Source organism: Diaphorobacter sp. HDW4A, assembly GCF_011305995.1.
Classification (GTDB): Bacteria; Pseudomonadota; Gammaproteobacteria; order Burkholderiales; family Burkholderiaceae_C; genus Diaphorobacter_A.
This window is the reverse complement of record NZ_CP049910.1, coordinates 1,733,121-1,752,967: the sequence shown is the minus strand read 5'-3', so window position 1 is coordinate 1,752,967 and position 19,847 is coordinate 1,733,121. Positions and strand designations below refer to the sequence as shown.

21 protein-coding genes are annotated in these 19,847 nt (G+C 63.8%); 15 read left to right on the top strand and 6 right to left on the bottom strand.

Annotated elements, in window-relative coordinates; genetic code table 11:
- Nucleotides 1–59: 59 nt before the first annotated feature.
- The 15 genes from G7047_RS07860 (at nt 60) to G7047_RS07790 (ending at nt 14,664) form a co-directional block, all read left to right on the top strand.
- Entirely contained in the window at nt 60–1,781 is a 1,722-nt protein-coding gene (locus G7047_RS07860; protein ID WP_166303181.1) for a nitrite reductase, read from the top strand.
- 17 nt (nt 1,782–1,798) lie between these two features.
- Nucleotides 1,799–2,167, top strand: coding sequence for a cytochrome c (locus tag G7047_RS07855; protein ID WP_240939405.1), 369 nt, complete (start codon nt 1,799–1,801; stop codon nt 2,165–2,167).
- A 16-nt stretch (nt 2,168–2,183) separates the two neighbouring features.
- Nucleotides 2,184–3,395, top strand: coding sequence for a cytochrome D1 domain-containing protein (locus tag G7047_RS07850; protein ID WP_166303178.1), 1,212 nt, complete (start codon nt 2,184–2,186; stop codon nt 3,393–3,395).
- Nucleotides 3,396–3,397: 2 nt separating this feature from the next.
- A complete protein-coding gene (locus G7047_RS07845) occupies nt 3,398–4,447 on the top strand; it encodes an Lrp/AsnC family transcriptional regulator (RefSeq protein WP_166303175.1) in 1,050 nt (349 codons plus the stop codon).
- Nucleotides 4,434–4,907, top strand: a complete 474-nt coding sequence (locus tag G7047_RS07840; RefSeq protein ID WP_166303172.1) for an Lrp/AsnC family transcriptional regulator — start codon at nt 4,434–4,436, stop codon at nt 4,905–4,907. Before G7047_RS07845 ends, G7047_RS07840 begins: the two co-directional genes overlap by 14 nt.
- On the top strand, nt 4,897–5,379 hold the full coding sequence (locus tag G7047_RS07835; RefSeq protein ID WP_166303168.1) for an Lrp/AsnC family transcriptional regulator: 483 nt from the start codon (nt 4,897–4,899) through the stop codon (nt 5,377–5,379). Before G7047_RS07840 ends, G7047_RS07835 begins: the two co-directional genes overlap by 11 nt.
- A gap of 3 nt (nt 5,380–5,382) precedes the next feature.
- On the top strand, nt 5,383–6,603 hold the full coding sequence (gene nirJ, locus G7047_RS07830) for a heme d1 biosynthesis radical SAM protein NirJ (RefSeq protein WP_166303165.1): 1,221 nt from the start codon (nt 5,383–5,385) through the stop codon (nt 6,601–6,603).
- A complete protein-coding gene (locus G7047_RS07825) occupies nt 6,596–8,218 on the top strand; it encodes a nitrite reductase (RefSeq protein WP_166303162.1) in 1,623 nt (540 codons plus the stop codon). The genes nirJ and G7047_RS07825 overlap by 8 nt, the downstream gene beginning before the upstream one ends.
- The gene (locus G7047_RS07820) at nt 8,215–8,820 is read left to right on the top strand and encodes a cytochrome c oxidase subunit 3 (protein WP_240939404.1); all 606 of its coding nucleotides are present in this window, start codon (nt 8,215–8,217) and stop codon (nt 8,818–8,820) included. Before G7047_RS07825 ends, G7047_RS07820 begins: the two co-directional genes overlap by 4 nt.
- A gap of 7 nt (nt 8,821–8,827) precedes the next feature.
- Nucleotides 8,828–9,109 (top strand): cytochrome C oxidase subunit IV family protein, encoded by a 282-nt coding sequence (locus tag G7047_RS07815; protein ID WP_166303159.1) that lies wholly within the window; start codon nt 8,828–8,830, stop codon nt 9,107–9,109.
- Nucleotides 9,110–9,177: 68 nt separating this feature from the next.
- Nucleotides 9,178–9,612 carry a cytochrome c gene (locus G7047_RS07810; protein ID WP_166303156.1) on the top strand — a complete coding sequence of 145 codons (435 nt, stop codon included), beginning with the start codon at nt 9,178–9,180 and terminating at the stop codon, nt 9,610–9,612.
- A 19-nt stretch (nt 9,613–9,631) separates the two neighbouring features.
- Entirely contained in the window at nt 9,632–11,068 is a 1,437-nt protein-coding gene (locus G7047_RS07805; RefSeq protein ID WP_166303153.1) for a cbb3-type cytochrome c oxidase subunit I, read from the top strand.
- An 82-nt stretch (nt 11,069–11,150) separates the two neighbouring features.
- Nucleotides 11,151–11,966: a CbbQ/NirQ/NorQ/GpvN family protein gene (locus tag G7047_RS07800; protein WP_166311940.1), complete on the top strand. Its 816-nt coding sequence runs from the start codon at nt 11,151–11,153 to the stop codon at nt 11,964–11,966.
- Nucleotides 11,967–11,972: 6 nt separating this feature from the next.
- The gene (locus tag G7047_RS07795) at nt 11,973–13,817 is read left to right on the top strand and encodes a nitric oxide reductase activation protein NorD (RefSeq protein ID WP_166303150.1); all 1,845 of its coding nucleotides are present in this window, start codon (nt 11,973–11,975) and stop codon (nt 13,815–13,817) included.
- Nucleotides 13,818–13,911: 94 nt separating this feature from the next.
- Nucleotides 13,912–14,664, top strand: a complete 753-nt coding sequence (locus G7047_RS07790) for a Crp/Fnr family transcriptional regulator (protein WP_166303147.1) — start codon at nt 13,912–13,914, stop codon at nt 14,662–14,664.
- An 18-nt stretch (nt 14,665–14,682) separates the two neighbouring features.
- On the opposite strand, the gene G7047_RS07785 is transcribed toward G7047_RS07790, so the two are convergent.
- The 6 genes from G7047_RS07785 to G7047_RS07760 all read right to left on the bottom strand — a co-directional run bounded on the left by G7047_RS07785 (nt 14,683) and on the right by G7047_RS07760 (nt 19,791).
- On the bottom strand, nt 14,683–15,300 hold the full coding sequence (locus G7047_RS07785; RefSeq protein ID WP_166303144.1) for a nucleoside triphosphate pyrophosphatase: 618 nt from the start codon (nt 15,298–15,300) through the stop codon (nt 14,683–14,685).
- 29 nt (nt 15,301–15,329) lie between these two features.
- Nucleotides 15,330–15,797 carry a 23S rRNA (pseudouridine(1915)-N(3))-methyltransferase RlmH gene (rlmH, locus tag G7047_RS07780; protein ID WP_166303141.1) on the bottom strand — a complete coding sequence of 156 codons (468 nt, stop codon included), beginning with the start codon at nt 15,795–15,797 and terminating at the stop codon, nt 15,330–15,332.
- Nucleotides 15,798–15,885: 88 nt separating this feature from the next.
- Entirely contained in the window at nt 15,886–16,623 is a 738-nt protein-coding gene (gene rsfS / locus G7047_RS07775; protein ID WP_166303138.1) for a ribosome silencing factor, read from the bottom strand.
- Between the two features lie 178 nt (nt 16,624–16,801).
- Nucleotides 16,802–17,767 (bottom strand): oxygen-dependent coproporphyrinogen oxidase, encoded by a 966-nt coding sequence (hemF, locus tag G7047_RS07770; protein WP_166303135.1) that lies wholly within the window; start codon nt 17,765–17,767, stop codon nt 16,802–16,804.
- Nucleotides 17,767–19,053, bottom strand: coding sequence for a phosphoribosylamine--glycine ligase (gene purD, locus G7047_RS07765; RefSeq protein ID WP_166303132.1), 1,287 nt, complete (start codon nt 19,051–19,053; stop codon nt 17,767–17,769). The genes hemF and purD overlap by 1 nt, the downstream gene beginning before the upstream one ends.
- A gap of 18 nt (nt 19,054–19,071) precedes the next feature.
- Nucleotides 19,072–19,791, bottom strand: coding sequence for a YebC/PmpR family DNA-binding transcriptional regulator (locus G7047_RS07760; RefSeq protein ID WP_166303129.1), 720 nt, complete (start codon nt 19,789–19,791; stop codon nt 19,072–19,074).
- Between the last annotated feature and the right edge of the window lie 56 nt (nt 19,792–19,847).

The following is a 19,847-nucleotide window of genomic DNA, read 5'->3' as shown; positions in this document are numbered from 1 at the left end:
ATCCGCCCCTTTGGACGGACTTCAAACATGCGCTGATCCGTGATGCAGAGGACCGCACAATGACAGCAAAGAGGATCGCCAGACTGATCGCGCTCGCGGCAGCAGCGATGGTGTCAGTCAGCACGATGGCTCAGGACGCGAAGCACGCGCCGCAGGCCGAGGTCAATTACCAGGCAGGTGGCTCGCCGCTGGCGAATGAACCGATGTACCAGAGCAGCAACCCCAAGGCCCCGCCCATGACGCAGGCCGAGTTCGATCTGGGTCGCAAGATCTACTTCGAGCGTTGCGCGGGTTGCCATGGCGTGCTGCGCAAGGGCGCCACCGGCAAGCCGCTCACGCCCGACATCACCGTCGGCAAGGGGACGGACTACCTGAAGGTCTTCATCGCCTACGGCTCCGCCGCCGGCATGCCCAACTGGCTCACGTCGGGCGAGATGAACGAGAAGGAAGTAGACCTGATGGCCCGCTACATCCAGCAGGACCCACCCACACCGCCCGAATTCAGCATGGCGGACATGAAGAACACCTGGAAGATCCTCATCGACCCGAAGGACCGCCCGAAGAAGAAGGAGAACAGCTACAACATCTCCAACATCTTCTCGACCACGCTGCGTGATACCGGCGAGGTGGCGCTGATCGATGGCGACACCAAGCAGATCATCAACGTCATCAAGACCGGCTATGCAGTGCACATCTCGCGCACGTCGGCATCGGGCCGCTATCTGTTCGTGATCGGTCGCGACGCAAAAATCAACATGATTGATCTTTGGATGGCCAAGCCGGATAACGTCGCTGAAATCCGCGTCGGCCTAGAGGCCCGCTCCGTCGACACCTCCAAGTTCAAGGGCTACGAAGACAAGTACGCAGTCGCTGGCAGCTACTGGCCGCCGCAGTTCGTGATCATGAACGGCGACACGCTGGAGCCGCTCAAGATCGTCGCCACCCGCGGCATGACCGTGGACACGCAGGAATACCACCCCGAGCCGCGCGTGGCAGCCATTGTGGCCTCGCACTACAAGCCCGAATTTCTCGTCAACGTGAAGGAGACCGGCAAGACGCTGATGGTGGACTACAGCAACCTCAACGAGCTCAAGACCACCGAGATCGGCTCCGCGCGCTTCCTGCATGACGGCGGCTGGGATGCGTCCAAGCGCTACTTCATGGTGGCGGCCAACAACAGCAACAAGGTCGCGGCCATCGATGCCAAGAACGGCAAGCTGGCGGGCCTGGTCGACGTGGGCAAGATCCCCCACCCGGGTCGCGGCGCGAACTTCACGCATCCGACCTACGGGCCGGTCTGGGCCACAGGCCATCTGGGCGACGACACCATCTCGCTCATCGGCACCGACCCGGTCAAGCACAAGCAGTACGCCTTCAAGGAAGTCGCCAAGCTCAAGGGCCAAGGCGGCGGCGCACTGTTCATCAAGAGCCACCCCAAGTCCACGCACCTGTACTCGGACACCCCGCTGAATCCCGATGCCAAGCTCTCACAATCGGTGGCAGTGTATGACATCAAGAACCTGGACAAGGGCTATACCGTGCTGCCGATCGCCGAGTGGGCGGGCCTTTCGGACGACGGTGCCAAGCGCGTGGTGCAGCCGGAGTTCAACAAGGCCGGTGACGAGGTCTGGTTTGCTGTATGGTCGGCCAAAGACAAGCAGAGCGCCATCGTCGTCGTGGACGACAAGACGCTCAAGCTCAAGGCCGTGATCAAGGACCCGCGCCTGATCACGCCGACCGGCCACTTCAACGTTCACAACACGCAGAACGACGTGTATTGAACGCGGAGGCCGCTGACATGACCCTCTTTCCTGTCCACCACCTTGCATGGCTTGCACGCTTTGCCATGGCGCTCGCATCCCTCTCGGCATCGGCCTGCGTGCTGGCCGATGTAGGGTCAAGCGAGTTGAGCGCCGAGCGCGAGACGCAGCTCGTACGCATGGTGCGGCAGGACTGTGGCTCATGCCATGGCATGCAGCTCACCGGCGGACTCGGGCCGGCGCTCACCAAGGACGCCTTGGTGAACAAGCCGGCCCCGTGGCTCGCCGCCGTCATCACCCACGGCCTTCCGGGAACGCCCATGCCGCCCTGGAAGGCCCTGCTCACTGAACGCGAGGCGAGATGGATCGCCGAACGGCTCTCGCAAGGCTTCCCCACACAGAACTAAAAAGGAACCGGACGCCATGAAACGACGCACACTGATCTGCGCAGCCGCCGCACTGGCACCGTTGGCCTCGGCTGTCGCCTCCACTTCGAGCACTCCCGGCACCACCACAAGCCCCGCCACCACCTTGCGCGGCACTGGTGATCTTGGCGTAGTGATCGAGCGCGCAAGCGGCTCGCTCACCCTCGTCAACACCACCACGCTCGAGACCATCGGCTGGGTGCAGGGCCTCGGCGATCTCTCACACGCCTCGGTGGTGTTCTCGCGCGACGAACGCTACGCCTTTGTCTTCGGCCGCGATGGCGGTCTCACCAAGGTCGATCTGCTCACCCAGTCCATCGTCCACCGCGTGATGCAGGCGGGCAATTCCATCGGCGGCGCGATCACCGCCAAGGGCAATGTGATCGCCGCGCAGAACTACACACCCGGCGGCGTCAAGCTGTTCTGCCCCAAGCTCAACCTGCTGGCCGACCTGCCCGCCAGCACGGCCGACGGCAAGCCCTCGCGCGTCGTCGGCCTCGCCGATCTGCCGCAGCAGCGCTTCATCTACAGCCTCTTCGATGCCGATGCGATCTGCATCGCCGACTGCAGTGACCCGCGCAAGCCGCGCGTCACTACGCTGCCCCACATCGGCCATCAACCGTATGACGCACTCATCACGCCCAATGGCCGCCACTACATCGCCGGATTGTTCGGCGAAGACGGGCTCGCGCTCGTCGATCTGTGGGACGAGGAACCGCGCGCGCGCCGCATTCTTTCGGGCTACGGACGCGGCGAAGCGCCCCTGCCCGTCTACAAGATGCCGCATCTGCGCGGCTGGGCCATCGCGGGGCCGTATGCGTATCTGCCCGCCATTGGTCGCCACGAGGTGCTGGTGGTCGACACGACCAGTTGGACCGAAGTCGCCCGCATTCCGGTCGCCGGGCAGCCGGTCTTCGTGATGGCGCGGCCCGACGGTCGCCAAGTCTGGGTGAACTTCTCCGTGCCCGACTACGACAAGGTGCAGGTCATCGACACGCCCAGCCAGCGCGTGGTTGCGACGCTCCACCCCGGCAAGGCCGTCATGCACATGGAATTCGCACCGCGCGGCCAGTCGGTCTGGATCAGCTGCCGAGACAGCAATCAGGTGCAGGTGTTCGACACCCACACGCAGCAGTTGCTCGCCAGTCTGTCCGTCAACGCGCCGAGCGGCATCTTCTTCACGGCACGCGCACACCGCATGGGGCTTTGACCATGCCACAAGCCGACCGCACCGCCCTCGCCCTGCTTAACCAATGGCAGCGCGACTTCCCGCTGGTCGACGAACCGTTCGCGACCATCGGCGAGACGCTCGGGTTGCGCGGCAGGCAGGTGCTGGACCGTTATCAGCGCCTCCAGAATCTGGGTGCATTCAGCCGCATCGGCGGGGTGTTCGCGCCGGGTGCCGGTGGCGCATCGCTGCTGGCTGCGATGGCCGTTCCACCGCAAATGCTGGAGCGCGTGGCGGCCATCGTTTCGGCCCAGCCCGGAGTCAATCACAACTATGAACGCGAACATGAGATCAACCTCTGGTTCGTGGTGACCGGACGCGATGCCTGGGAGGTCGAGCAGCAACTGCAGCACATCGAAGCCGCCTGCGGCCTGCGCACGTTGCGCCTGCCCATGCTGCGAGCGTTCCGCATCGATACGGCATTTGATCTCAGCATCACTTCGCACGATCAGCAAACGAGCGGCCGAACCCGCATCGCCGCCGAGCCCATCGGCATGGACGAAGAACCACTGGCCGCGCTGGTCGAGCAAGGACTGACGCTTTGCGAGCGCCCGTTCGACGCGTGGACGCAGCATCTCGGTTGCGGTCTGGATGACATCCGCGCGCAGCTCGCTCGCTGGACGGACAACGGCTCGCTCAGCCGCTTCGGCGTGGTCGTGCGGCATCACGAGGTCGGGTTTCGGGCGAACGCCATGGTGGTGTTCCAGGTGCCCGCGCACCGCATCGACGCCTGCGGCGATGCGCTCGCGCATTTTCCCGGTGCCACGCTGGTCTACCAGCGCGCAACGGCCGAGGGCTGGCCGTTCAACCTCTATTGCATGGTGCATGGTCGCGACCGCTTGAACGTCCAGCAAACCATCGCCGCCGCAATTCGCCATGCGGTGCTGGACAGCGTTCCGAGCCGCACTCTGTTCTCGCGCACGCGCTTCAAGCAAACCGGAGCGCGGCGCTTTGCCTCTCATCTGCAAGTTCCTCACCTCTCGACAACTACGCCAACAGAGATTTCCAAGGAGAAAGAACATGCTCACAGCTGACGACGCCCTGCTGGTAGAACATCTGCACGGCAATTTCCCACTGGTGGACCGGCCCTTCGCCGCCGTCGCCACCGAGCTTGGGTGGAGCGAGGAACAGGTGCTCAAGCGCCTCGGCCTGCTGCTCACGCAAGGCGTGCTCACGCGCTTCGGCCCGCTGTTCCAGATCGAGCGCGCGGGCGGCCAGTTCCTGCTCGTGGCGATGGCCGTGCCCGACGAGCGCTTTGACGACATCGCGCTCACCGTGAATTCCTTTCCGGAAATCGCCCACAACTACCGCCGCGACCACGCGCTGAACATGTGGTTCGTGATCGCCGCCGAGTCGCCCGAACTGGCGAGCGCCGTGGCCGCACGCATCGAGGCCGAAACGGGGATCGCCGTCGCCGTCTTTCCGAAAGAGGAAGAGTTCTTCGTCGAACTCAAGCTGCAGCCGCTCACCGGGGAGATTCGCCATGGCGCTTGATGATTTCGACCGCTCCCTGATCGCCGCCACGCAATCCGGTCTGCCGCTGCTCGCACGGCCTTACGACGCCGTGGGCGCCACGCTCGGCGTGTCGGGCGAACGCGTGCAACAGCGCCTCGCCGAGATGCTCGACCAGGGCCTGATCCGCCGCATCGGCGCGGTGCCCAACCACTACCGCCTCGGCTATGTGGCCAACGGCATGAGCGTCTGGGACGTGAACGACGAACGCGTCTCCGAACTCGGCAAGCTTGTCGCCGCGCTGCCCGAGGTGAGCCACTGCTACCGCCGCCCCCGCCATCTGCCGCTGTGGCCCTACAACCTGTTCGTGATGCTGCACGGCGCGAGCCGCGCGCATGTCGAAGCTCAGGCCGAGCACATTGCGCAATTGCTCGGCAATGCCTGCCGCGCGCACGACATTCTCTACTCCACCGCGATTCTCAAGAAGACCGGACTGCGTCTGAAGGAGGCTTAAGCCATGTTCCGTATCAGCCAATACATGCGAGAACTCAAAACCGCCGAGGACACGGGCCAGTACCCGCATGTCCAGAGCCGCAAGGCGCGTGGCCCGGTGGTGATCTGGAACCTGATCCGCCGCTGCAACCTCACCTGCAAGCACTGCTATTCGTTCTCGGCCGACCATGAATACACGGGTGGCCTCGACACTGCGGAAGTCTGCAAGGTCATGGACGATCTACGCGGCTTCGGCGTGCCTGCGCTGATTCTCTCGGGCGGCGAGCCGCTGATGCGCCCCGACCTCTTCAAGGTGCATGACTACGCACGCAAGCTCGGCTTCTATACCGGCCTGTCGACCAATGGCACGCTGATCGACGAGGAGACAGCCGTGCGCATCGCGCAGTCGAAATTCGACTACGTGGGCATCAGCCTCGACGGACTCAGCGTCATTCACGACAAATTCCGCCGCATGAACGGCGCCTTCGACAAGAGCCTCGCGGCCGTGCGTCATCTGGTCAAACTCAACGTGAAGGTGGGCCTGCGCTACACCATGACGTCGATGAACGCCGACGACTTCCCCGCGCTGCTGCAGCTCATGCGTGACGAGGGCGCGCAGAAGTTCTATTTCTCGCACCTCAACTACGCCGGTCGCGGCAACGTGCACCGCGACAAGGACGCCAACCATATCGCCACGCGCGAGGCGCTGGACCTGCTGTTCGACCACGCCTGGCAGTCTGCATGCGAGGGCCATGACGAGGAATTCGTCAGCGGCAACAATGACGCGGACGGCATCTACCTGCTGCACTGGGTGCACAAGCACATGCCGCAATGGGCGCCCGATCTGTACGCGCGCCTCGTCGACTGGGGCGGCAACGCGAGCGGCCAGATGGTCGCCAACATCGACAACCTCGGCAACGTCCACCCCGACACCATGTGGTGGCACTACAACCTCGGCAACGTGCGCGTACGGCCGTTCTCGCACATCTGGCGCGACATGGGCGACCCGTTGATGGCCGGCCTCAACCAGCGCCCGCGCCCGGTGCAGGGCCGCTGCGCACAGTGCCGCTATCTCAACATCTGCAACGGCAACACCCGCGTGCGCGCCCAGCAGATGACCGGCAACCCGTGGGCCGACGATCCCGGCTGCTATCTGAGCGACGAAGAAATCGGCGCGCCGCCGACCATCGCCACCCACGCCCCCTTCGTCGCCCGAAACAGAACGATTGCGATCCACCATGCCTGACCCCGACAAGCCCTCGCTACTCACCACGCTGGCGCTCGCCGCCGCATTGCTCGCGGTGGGCTGGCTCAGTGCTCCAGCCAATGCGCAGACCCCTTCAAAGACAAACACGGACCCGCACATCAACGCCCTCTATCAGCAGCACTGCGCCGTCTGCCATGGTGCCGAGCGCACCGGAGCCATGGGCCCCGCCCTGCTGCCGGAGAGCCTGGAGCGCACCCGCGCCGACGAGGTGCTGCGCGTCATCACCCACGGCCGCGCGGCCACGCAGATGCAGGGCTTTGCCGATCAGCTCTCGCAGCAGGAAATCAAGGAGCTGGCTGCATGGATACGCACGCCCGCCGCCAGCCCACCGCGCTGGAGCGAGGCGGACATCAGCGCCTCGCGCAGCTTCTTCCCTGCCGAGAAAAACGAGCCCGCCGCGCCCATATGGAGCGCCGACCCGATGAACCTTTTCGTCGTCGTGGAAGGTGGCGACCACCATGTCTCGCTGCTCGACGGCGACAAGTTCGAGGTGATCACGCGCTTTTCTTCGCGCTACGCACTGCACGGCGGCCCCAAGTTCACGCCCGATGGCCGTTACGTGTTCTTTGGCTCACGCGATGGCTGGATCACCAAGTACGACCTCTGGCGGCTGCGCGTCGTGGCCGAGGTGCGCGCGGGCCTCAACATGCGCAACGTCGCGGTGAGCAGCGATGGCCGCCATGTATTGGCCGCCAACTACCTGCCGCACACGCTCGCGCTGTTCGATGCGGACCTGAACCTCGTGCGCACCTACGACGCGAACTCAGAGGACGGTCAGCGTAGCTCGCGCGTGTCGGCGGTCTACGACGCTGCGCCGCGCCAGAGCTTCGTCGTCGCGCTCAAGGACATCGCCGAGATCTGGGAGATTCCCTACGGCGCGGCCCGCCCCGTCGCCACCGGAGCCAACCCGCAGGACGTCCAGACCCGCACCATGGCACGCGCGATGGAGCATCTCACCGTTCAGCGCACCGCGCTCTCCGAGCCGCTGGATGATTTCTTCTTCGACCAGACCTACCGCCATGTGCTCGGCGCGACGCGCGCACGCAGCGCCGAGGACGCGACGCCGAGCGCGCAGGTCGTCGACCTCGACCTGCGCCGCAAGACCGCTGACCTGCCTATCAGCGGCATGCCGCATCTGGGCTCGGGCATCACCTTCGCATGGAATAGCACAACGGTACTGGCCAGCCCCAACCTCGGCACCGGTGCCATCGACGTGATCGACATGCAGACCTGGAAACCGGTGCGCACGCTCACCATGCCAGGCCCCGGCTTCTTCATGCGCAGCCACGAGAACACGCCCTACGCCTGGACCGATTCGATGATGAGCCGCACCGCCAGGGACACGCTCACCATCATCGACAAGCGCACGCTCGAAGTGGCCGCGCAGGTGAAAGAGCCCGGCAAGACGCTGGCCCACATCGAGTTCACCCGCGACGGCCGATATGCGCTCGCCAGCCTCTGGGAGATGGACGGCGCGCTCATCGTCTACGACGCGAGCACGTTCAAGGAAATCAAACGCCTGCCGATGAGCAAGCCCGTGGGCAAATACAACGTGTGGAACAAAATCACGCGCAGTGAAGGAACGTCGCATTGAGCATTCCGTTATCCGAACTTTCAAGTCCCGCCAGCAAAGACGATCCACCCACGCGCCTTCCCGGCGATCTGGTGGTCTGGTTCTTCGTCGGGCTGGAGCTCGCGACCTTCGGGCTGCTGTTTCTGGCGTTCACGTTCACCCGGCTGCTGCAGCCCGAGGTCTTCGCCGCCGGGCAGGCCAGCCTCGACCAATCCGTGGGCGCGATCAACACGCTGCTGTTGATCAGCGCGAGTGCCTGCGCCGCCCACACGCTGGCCTGCGTGCGCGCGGGCCATCACCGCACGGCCACCCGCTGGCTGCTCGCGGCCCTGCTACTTGGCGGGGGGTTTCTGGTGCTCAAGTCCCACGAATATCTGGACAAATGGCACGCGGGCGTCGATTTTGCGAGCAACGACTTCTACATGCTCTGGTTCATGCTCACCGGCTTTCACTTCATGCATGTGATGGCCGGCTGCGTGATCTTCGCACTGCTGCTGCGCCCCGTCACTCAGGGCCGCTACAGCGCAGAGGACTGCAATGCGCTCGAATCGGGCTGCGTGTTCTGGCACATGGTCGATCTGCTGTGGATCGTGTTGTTTCCGCTGGTCTATCTCTTGCGGTGAAGCGCTCATGACAAACATACACAGCAATGAAACGCGCCGCATCCACCTTGCCTGGGCGCTGCTCATCGTCGCCACCCTCGCCTCCTGGTGGCTCGCGGAAGACCCCGACGCGCACCACCTCGGGCTGCTCGCCACCGGCATCGTGCTCGCGCTTTCGGCCATCAAGGGCGTGGTGATTGCGCTCGATTTCATGGAGCTTTCGCATGCCCCAAGGCTCTGGCGCAGGCTGCTGCTGGGGTGGCTGTCCGTCATTCTGCTGGTCATCCTGGGCACTCGTTTCTTTTCTTGAACGGGTTCAATTACAAATCCCGAGCAAAAAAGGAGGATGAAGCCCTTAGGATCGATGGAGGGCTTCTTATGAGCCAGCAAACCGGCGGGTTTACCAAGCAAATGGCCCGCAACATGTTCTACGGCGGAACCGCTTTCTTCGCGCTGCTCTTCGCGGCGATGATTTTCGACAGCGAACGCCGCATCCCCGAGCGCTCCAATGCGCACGAGATCACGCCAGCGGTCATCGCGGGCAAAAAAATCTGGGAGACGCGCAACTGCATCGGCTGCCACACGCTGCTCGGTGAAGGTGCGTATTTCGCGCCCGAGCTTGGCAACGTCTACAAGCGCCGTGGCCCGGATTTCATCAAGGCCTGGATGGGTGCCATGCCCTCGCATGCGCCGAGCCGCAGGCAGATGCCGCAATTCAATCTGAACGAAACGCAGACCGGCGACCTCATCGAGTTCCTCAAGTGGACCGGCGAGATCAACACCGAAAACTGGCCGCCGAACATCGAAGGTTGAACGCTCAAGGAGCATCGCAATGACCAATCCAGTTCTCAAATACCAAAGCCAATCCGTCGCCAAGCTGTACTTCATAGCAGCCATGGCGCTTTTCGCGGGGCAGATCATCTTCGGCGTCGCGCTCGGGCTGCAATACCTGATCGGCGACCTGTTCTTCCCCTATATCCCGTTCAACATCGCCCGCATGGTGCACACGAATCTGCTGATCGTGTGGCTGCTGTTCGGGTTCATGGGCGCAGGCTACTACATCGTTCCCGAAGAGGCCGAGACCGAGCTGCACAGCCCTGCGCTCGCCATCGCGCTGTTCTGGATCTTCCTTGCAGCGGGAGCCCTCACCATCGTCGGCTACCTCGCTCTGCCCTATGCAAAGCTCGCCGAGCTGACGGGCAATGACCTGCTGCAGACCATGGGCCGCGAGTTCCTCGAGCAACCGCTGCCCACCAAGGTCGGCATCGTGGTCGTCGCGCTCGGCTTTCTCTACAACCTCAGCATGACCATGCTGAAGGGCCGCAAGACCAGTGTCTCCGTGGTGCTGATGATCGGGCTGTGGGGGCTGGCGCTGATGTTCCTGTTCAGCTTCGTCAATCCGCACAATCTGGTGCGCGACAAGATGTACTGGTGGTTCGTTGTCCACCTCTGGGTGGAAGGCGTGTGGGAGCTGATCCTCGGCGCGCTGCTGGCCTTCGTGCTGATCAAGGTGACCGGTGTGGACCGCGAAGTGATCGACAAGTGGTTGTACGTGATCATCGCCTTCGCGCTGATGACCGGCCTGCTTGGCACCGGCCACCACTACTACTTCATCGGCATGCCCGCGTACTGGAAGTGGGTCGGCAGCATCTTCTCGGCACTCGAGCCACTGCCCTTCTTCATGATGACGCTGTTCGCGTTCAACATGGTCAAGCAGCGCCGCCGCGAGCATCCCAATCAGGCCGCCATCGTCTGGGCACTGGGCACCGCCGTCGTGGGTTTCCTCGGCGCGGGCGTCTGGGGCTTCATCCACACGCTGAGCGTGGTGAACTACTACACCCACGGCTCGCAGCTCACCGCAGCCCACGGACACCTCGCGTTCTACGGTGCCTATGTGCTGGTGGTGATCACGCTGATCAGCTATGCCATGCCGCAACTGCGTGGCCGCCTGGCCAACAGCCCCGAAGCGCAGCGCCTTGAAATCCGCAGCTTCTGGATCATGACCATTGGCATGTCGATCATGGTGCTGGCGCTCACCGCTGCCGGTGTGCACCAGGTCTGGCTGCAACGCCTGCCGACCGAGAACGCCATGGGCTTCATGGCGGTGCAGGACCAGTTGCGCGGCTACTACTGGGTGCGTGTGCTCGGTGGCGTGACCTTCCTTGTAGGGCAGTTCACCTACTTCGCGAGCTTCTTCGTCAAGGGTACCCATGTGCTGCCCGAGCTGAAGAACACCACCAAGGCCACGCTGTCGCCACAGGCGGCCTGAGCCCCCAAGCAGATCAAGAGAGAAGCCACTCATGGACCACAGCGAAACCCAGCACATGCCGACGGAGCTGCCACCTCGTGGCATGGCTCATGGTGTGGCTCAAACCTCTCTGATCGAGCCCGCCGTGCCGTTCTACGCACCGGCAAACGACGAATGCGTGCTCTTCGAGCACGCCTTCCGCCAACGCCTGCCGGTGCTCATCAAGGGACCGACAGGCTGCGGCAAGACCCGTTTCGTTGAACACATGGCCGCGCGCCTCGGGCGCGAACTCATCACCGTGAGCTGCCACGACGACCTGTCCGCCGCCGACCTCGTGGGTCGCCATCTCATTGGCGATGGCGGCACGCGCTGGGCCGACGGCCCCCTTACCCGCGCCGTGCGCAATGGCGCGATCTGCTATCTCGACGAGGTGGTCGAGGCCCGCAAGGACACGACCGTCGTGCTCCACCCGCTGGCCGACGACCGTCGCGTACTGCCCATCGAGCGCACCGGCGAGGAGCTGCACGCCGCTGATGGCTTCATGCTGGTGGTGAGCTACAACCCCGGCTACCAGAACGTGCTCAAGGGTCTGAAACCCAGCACCCGCCAACGCTTTGTGGCGCTGCAGTTCGACTACCCGCCCGCGCATGTCGAGCGCGAGATTCTGCTGCGCGAATCCGGCATTGCGCCCCACGTGACCGATCAGCTCGTCGCCCTCGCGCAGGCGCTGCGCCGCCTGACCGAACAGGATCTGGAAGAAACCGTCAGTACCCGCCTACTGGTGATGGCCGCCCGCCTTGCAGCGAGCGGCCTGCCACTCGCCAAGGCCTGCCGCGCGGCGATTGTCGACGCGCTGACCGATGACGTTGAAACCACGGCCGCATTGTCCGAACTCGTGAACGCCATCATGACGGAGTGAAGCAACATGGAAGAATGGGTCGGGCGTCAATGGCACCGCTTCATCACGAGCGTGGCCGAGCAGCGCGCGCCGCACGCCGCCGTGCAACTGCGCGACATGCAACGCACCATCGGCCTGATGTTTCGGGCGGGCGGTGGCGACGCGGGCACGCGCATCGCTGAGGCCGGACGCACCCGCACCGGCGGCCCGCGCAGTCTGCTGCAGCGCGTGGCAGGCAGTACCAGCAGCGCGGCGCTGGGCACCTGGCAGCAGGACACGCTGGCGTTGCCTCAGCAGATCAGCCTGTTTGAAGACCCTGAGCTCAATCGCGGCCTCTACCTCTGGCTCGCTGCGCTCGGCTCCTGCATCCGCCCCGGCGGCGAATGGCTGAGCTGCAACGTGCTGGCCAGCGCCCGCGCGCTCAGACGCTTTCCCGGCCTGCACTCCATTCACCGCAGGCTGCTGCAGGCGCAGCTCGACGAACGCCCGCGCGTTTCCTCCTTGCGCCCCGCAGAGGCCCGTGCCGAGCGAGCGCTGCAACGCGCGTTGCGCGAACAGGTGGTCTGCGCCGATGGCCTGCAGCTCACCGCCGAAAACGTAGCGCCGGTCTGGCTCTGGTATGTGCTGCCCACGGGCTGCGCTGCCCATCCCTCGCCCACCGCGACGCCCGAACAGCCCAACAAGCCCTCATCCAGACAAGCCCTGCAGGACGCCTGCCGCCGCGCCGCCAAGCGCGTGGAGGACGAGCGCAACGGCGCGCCGCTGGTGATGTTCTTTCGCGCGGAATCGATTCTGTCGTGGGCCGAGTTCACCAAGGTCAACCGCGCCGACGATGACGACGACGATGGCCGCCAGCTCCAGGCCGCGAACGACATGGAAGAACTCGCCATCGCCAACGACGGCAGCTCCATCGCGTCGCGCGTGAAGTTCGACCTCGACCTGCCGAGCGCCTCCGAGGACGATCTGCCGCTCGGCGAAGGCATGCCGTTTCCCGAATGGGACTGGCGCAAGGAGCGGCTGCTGCCCGATCACTGCGCGGTGCAACTCGTGATGAGCAAGGAGACGGAGCCCGCCGAGCCTGACGCGCGGCTGAGCAAGATCTCGCGGCGCATGCGCCGGCATCTGGATATGGCGCGACAGGCCCCCGACCGCGTGCGTGGCTGCACGGACGGCGACGAGCTGGATCTCGACGGCTGGGTGCGCCATCAAGTGGAAGCCCTCTGCGCTCCGGCACACGCACGGCTCAACGCCAACCCACCGATCTTCATTCAACGCCGCCGCACCCAACACAGCCTTGCGAGCCTGCTGCTGGCCGATCTGTCGCAATCCACCGATGCCTATGCCACGCAGGACGCGCGCGTGATCGACCTGATCCGCGACTCGCTGCAGGTGTTCGGCGAGGCGCTGTCCGCGACCGGAGACGCGTTCGAGATGCTGGGCTTTTCGTCCGTGCGCAGGCAGCACGTGCGCATTCAGCACCTCAAGGGCTTCGACGAGCCTTGGAGCGCCGTCGCCAGCGCACGGGTGCAGGCCATCCGGCCGGGCTTCTACACGCGCATGGGCGCGGCGATCCGCTATGCGACCAAACGCCTTGGCGAGCGCGCCGAGCACCAGCGCCTGCTGCTGATCCTCACCGACGGCAAGCCCAACGATCTCGACATCTATGAAGGCCGCTACGGCCTCGAGGACACCCGCCACGCGATTCAGGAGGCGCGCAGCGCAGGGCTCACGCCGTTCTGCGTGACCATCGATCAGAAGGCGCACGATTACCTGCCGCATCTCTTCGGCTCGCAGGGCTACACGCTGATCCACCGGCCGCAGGAGCTCAACCACCGGCTGGCACGGCTCTACGCCGAACTCACCAGAACGTGATGCGAGTCAATTCCTGACAACAATTTGTTTCAGATCACGAAGTGACCAGTCGAAAAAAACTCTAATCGGAGCAACCACTTCAAAAGACGCCGTCATGGACATTCAGAACTTCGATATCCCACGATATCTGGCCGCCCTCCCTCTGTTTCAGGAGATGACCAGCGCCGAACTGCAGCGCCTGGCCACCGGCTGCCGTCTGCGCCGCTTCTCGCGCGGCGACACCGTCTTTCGCGTGGGCACGCCGTGCGAGGAGTTCCACGTCACGGTGAGTGGTCAGGTCAAGCTGTTCGCGCTCTCGCCTGCAGGTCAGGAAAAAATCATCGAACTCGCGGGTCCCGGCATCACCTTCGCCGAGGCGCTGATGTTCACCGACAAGCCTTACATCGTGAACGCGCAGGCGCTGGCCGATTCGCTGCTGCTGAGCGTCGGCAAGGCGGCCGTGGTGCGCGAAATCGAAAGCGATCCACGCTTTGCGATGCGCATGCTCGCGGGCATCTCGCGCCGACTGCACGGGCTGGTGCACGACGTGCAGGCCTATTCGCTGCACAGCGGCATGCAACGCGTCATCGGCTATTTGCTCAATTCCCTGCCCGAGGATGTGGAAGACGCGGCCGCGCTGGCGCTCTCCAGCGCAGGCTGCGGTGCACGGCCCATGGCGCTCAAGGCCCGCACGCTGGATATTTCTCTGCCGGTGAGCAAGGCCACGATCGCCTCACGCCTGTCGATCACGCCCGAATATTTTTCACGCGTGCTGCACGACCTGGAGGCCGAAGGGCTGATCCGCATGGACAAGCGCGACATCCACATTCCAGACGCCGCGCGCCTCGCCAGTCACACGCTGCAGTGACTGCGCGGGCGGAAAAGATCAGATGGTGATCACGCCCGCGGCACGCAAAAGCTGCGCGGTTTCGTAGAGTGGCAAGCCCATGATGCCGGTATAGCTGCCGTTCAGGTTCGACACATACTGCGCGACCGGCCCCTGAATGCCGTAGGCACCGGCCTTGCCCATGGGCTCGCCGCTGGCCACATAGGCATCGATCTGCGCCTCGGTCATCACCGCGAATTTCACACGCGATTCGGAAAGCGCCGTGACCCGCTTGTTGCCCACCTGCAGCGCGACGGCGGTCAGCACGCGGTGCTCGTTGCCCGAAAGCTCGCCGAGCATGCGCTTGGCATCGGCCGCATCGTCGGGCTTACCGTAGATCTTGCGGCCCAGCGCCACGGTCGTGTCAGAGCACAGAATCGGTGCCTGCGCCAGTCCACGACGTTCGAGGCGCGCCACGGCGGCGTCGAGCTTCAAGCCGGTCACGCGCTCCACGTAGTCCAGCGGAAGTTCCCCGGGCAGCACCGCCTCGATGGCCTCGGCATCTTCTTCCTGATCATCGCCCTCGTTGGGCAGCAGCAGCGAATGGCGCACGCCCAACTGTTCGAGCAACTGGCGACGGCGGGGACTCTGGGACGCGAGATAGATGAAGTCGGGCATGGGCAAGGCGAAAAAGATCGGGTGGATGGTTACTCGCGATGATACGGATGGCCAGCGTTGACCGACCATGCGCGGTACAACTGCTCGATGAGCAGCACCCGCACCATGGCGTGCGGCAGCGTCAGGTCGGACAGGCGGATGCGCTCGTGCGCGGCCTGGCGGAACGCGGGGTCAAGCCCGTCCGGCCCGCCAATGACCAGCGCGACATCGTCGCCGCTCAGTTGCCAGTCTTGCAGCCGCTGGGCGAGCGCCTTGGTAGTCAGATTGGTGCCGCGCTCGTCCAGCGCGACGATGCGCGTGCCGCGCGGAATCGCGGCCTCGATGCGTTCGCGCTCGGCGGCGTAGAGGTTTTCCAGCGTCTTGGAGCCGCGCGGCTCGGTCTTCACCGCCTTGAGTTCGACCTTGATTTCGTGCGGAAAACGCTTGGCGTAATCGTCATAAGCCGTCTGCGCCCAATCGGGTACGCGCTGGCCTACGGCGACGATCAATAGCTTCATGATGAACGCTTACTGTCTTCAAAAACAAAAGAGGTCCGCTGCGCACGGCACAGCCAGACCTCTGTGGAGCCCGGGCCTCAGCCAGAAATCAGGCCTTGCGTGCTGGTGGCGCCTTGCGGGCCGGTGCGGCCTTCTTGGCGGCTGGCTTCTTGGCTGCGGGCGATGCCTTCTTGCTCGTGGTAGGTGCGTTCACCTTCACGACCTTGACTGGTGCCTTCACCGCTGGCTTCTTGGCGGCTGCCGATTTGGCGGCAGGCTTGGCTGCTGGTTTAGCGACTGGCTTAGCCGCTGACTTGACAGCGGCTTTGACGGGCGCAGCCTTCTTGGGCACACCGGGCTTGCGCGCTGCCACTTCCTTGGGAGCGGCGGCTGCCGTCTTGCGTGCAGGCTTCTTCTTGCCTACGGCGCTGGCGTCTTCGGACGCGGTCACCTGACGTGGCTTGGCAGCGCCAAGCTTCATGCGCACTGGGGTTTCGCCCCAGATTTCTTCCAGGCGGTAGTACTGGCGGATGGCGGGCTGCATGATGTGCGCCACGGCTTGGCCGCAGTCCACGATGATCCATTCGCCGTTTTCTTCGCCTTCGATGCGTGGCTTGCTGAAGCCCGCTTCCTTCACCGCGTCGCGCACGCTGGAGGCCAGCGCCTTGGTCTGTCGGTTGGAATTACCGGTCGCGACGATCACACGCTCAAACAGCGGCGAGAGCGCCTCGGTGTTGAAGACCTGGATGTCAACCGCCTTGACGTCCTCCAGTCCATCCACGATGGCGCGCTGGAGCTTGGTCACGTCTTTTTTTGCGGCGGTTTCCGATTTGGGGGAAGTAGTCATCAGTCAGTCTTCAATCAATCAAAGGAAGATGAAGTTTTCAATATAACGCGCCCGCTGTGTTTATGGCAGTAGGACTGCAACCCAGTGGGAATCGAAAAACTTAAAAATAAAATGGATGGCAACTGCTTCGCAGAGCCATCCGCTGTGAAAAATTATAGGCAATCGGCCGAAATGGCACTCAAACCCAATGGCGCCGCTGCAAATAATGCGAGGTCAATCGCTCTTCGGGCGAACCCGCCTCGTCCTTGCGTTGATACGACCAGCTCACGAGCGGCGGCATCGACAGCAGGATGGATTCGGTGCGTCCACCCGACTGCAGGCCGAAGTGCGTGCCACGGTCCCAGACGAGGTTGAACTCCACATAACGGCCACGTCGATAAAGCTGGAAGTCGCGTTCGCGCTCACCATACGGCGTGTTCACACGGCGCGCGACGATGGGCTCATAGGCCGGGAGAAACGCGTCACCCACACTTTGCAGCATCTCGAAGCTGCGCTCGAACCCGAGCTCCGAGAAGTCGTCGAAGAAGACCCCGCCCACACCGCGCTGTTCGCTGCGGTGCCTGTTGCAGAAATACTCGTCGCACCAGTCCTTGAAGCGTGGATAAAGCCCCTCGCCAAAGGGCGTCAATGCATCGCGACACGCGCTGTGAAAGTGCACGGCATCGTCGTCGAAACCGTAGTACGGCGTCAAATCCATACCGCCGCCGAACCAGCACACCGGCTCGGCACCGGGCTGGTCTGCGGCGATCATGCGCACGTTCATGTGCACGGTCGGCACATAGGGATTGCGCGGATGGAACACCAGCGACACACCCATGGCTTCGAACGGCGCACCCGCCAGTTCAGGTCGGTGCTGCGTGGCCGATGGCGGCAGTTGCGGCCCGCGCACATGCGAGAAACCGCAGCCCGCGCGCTCAAATACGCGGCCGCCTTCCATGATCTTGGTGATGCCGTTGCCCTGCAGACGTTCCTCGGGGCCCTTGCTCCAGGCGTCGGCCAGAAAACGGGCACCGCCCGCCTCCACCGGCCCTTCGATGGCCTCGAGCGCGTCGGTGATCCGCGCCTGCAGACCCACGAGGTAGTCACGCACCCGGCTCACACGGTGGGCCGGATTGAGCGGTGTCGCTGCCTGCTGTTGCTGCATCACGAATGTTGCTTGACGGCGCGGTAACCGATGTCGCGGCGGTATTGCGCGCCGTCGAAATAGATGCCGCGCGCCACGTCGTAGGCGCGTTGCTGCGCCTGCTTGACGTTGTCGGCCAGTGCCGTCACGCACAGCACCCGACCGCCGCTGGTGCGCAGCACGCCGTCCTTGAGTTCCGTGCCGGCATGGAACACCATGGCATCTTCCGCATCTTGTGGCAGGCCGGTGATCGCGTCGCCCTTACGCGGTGCCTCGGGGTAGCCGTAGGCCGCAATCACCACGCCCAGCGCAGTGCGACGGTCCCACTGCAGTTCGACCTGGTCGAGCTTGCCATCGACCGCTGCGGCCAGCACGTCCACCAGATCGCTCTTCAGGCGCATCATGATCGGCTGGGTTTCCGGATCGCCCATGCGGCAGTTGAATTCCAGCGTCTTCGGATGGCCCTTGGCGTCGATCATCAGACCGGCGTAGAGGAAACCGGTATACGGAATCCCGTCCTTTTCCATACCGCGCACGGTGGGCAGAATGATCTCGCGCATCGCACGGGCGTGCACATCCGCCGTGACCACCGGAGCGGGCGAATACGCGCCCATGCCGCCGGTGTTCGGGCCCAAATCGCCGTCCTTCAGGCGCTTGTGATCCTGGCTGGTGGCAAGTGCCGCCACGTTCTTGCCGTCGCACAGCACGATGAACGAGGCTTCTTCGCCCTCAAGGAATTCTTCGATCACGACGCGTGCGCCGCCTTCGTTGTGCGAGACACCGTATTTGTTGTCAACCAGCATGAAGTCGACCGCGTCGTGCGCTTCCTGCACGGTCGTGGCCACGACCACGCCCTTGCCAGCGGCCAGACCGTCGGCCTTGACCACGATGGGGGCGCCGAGCTTGTCGATGAACGCATGGGCCGCCACCGGATCGGTGAAGGTCTCATACGCCGCCGTTGGAATGCTGTGGCGCTTCATGAAGTCCTTAGAGAAGGCCTTCGAGCTTTCCAGCTGGGCAGCGGCCTTGGTCGGGCCGAAGATCCGCATGCCATGCGCGCGGAACTCGTCCACCACGCCAGCGGCGAGCGGTGCTTCCGGGCCGACCACGGTCAGGCTGATCTTCTCGTTTTGCGCCCACGCGCGCAGCTCAGCGGGATCGCTGATTGGCACGTTCACAAAATCGGGGTTCAAGGCTGTGCCGCCGTTGCCCGGCGCCACATAGACCTTGGAGACCTTGGGCGAGCCGTCAAGCTTCCAGGCCAGTGCGTGTTCTCGGCCGCCGCCACCAATCACGAGGACTTTCATTGTCTTGTCTTGGCCTCTTCACAACTCAGCGTTGTGATAGACCTCTTGTACGTCGTCCAGATCTTCCAGAACATCCAGCAATTTCTGCATACGGGCTGCATCATCGCCCTCCATGGCGATCGACACATCGGGGCGCATGGTCACGTCCGCCAGATCGGCTACAAGGCCTGCGGCCTGCAACGCGTTCTTCACAGCTTCGAAGTCGCCCGGTGCGGTCAGCACTTCAATCGCGCCTTCCTCATCGGTGATCACGTCCTCGGCTCCGGCTTCGAGCGCCACTTCCATGACCTTGTCCTCGTCCGTACCCGGCGCGAAGATCAGTTGGCCTACATGTTTGAATTGAAACGACACCGAACCATTGGTGCCCATGTTGCCACCGTATTTGCTGAAGGCATGACGCACTTCAGCGACGGTGCGCACGTGATTATCGGTCATTGTGTCAACAATGATTGCCGCGCCGCCGATGCCGTAGCCTTCATAACGGATTTCTTCGTACGTGACGCCTTCAAGGTTGCCGGTCGCCTTGTCGATGTTGCGCTTGATGTTGTCCGCAGGCATATTGGCGGCCTTGGCCTTGTCGATAGCCAAGCGCAGGCGCGGATTGGCATCAGCATCGCCGCCGCCCTGACGGGCCGCCACCATGATTTCACGAATGATACGAGTCCAGATCTTGCCGCGCTTCTCATCCTGACGACCTTTTCGGTGCTGGATGTTGGCCCATTTGCTGTGTCCTGCCACAGGGTGTCCTTCTGATTTAATAATCTACTGTCCGCGATTTTACTTTTGACTTCGAT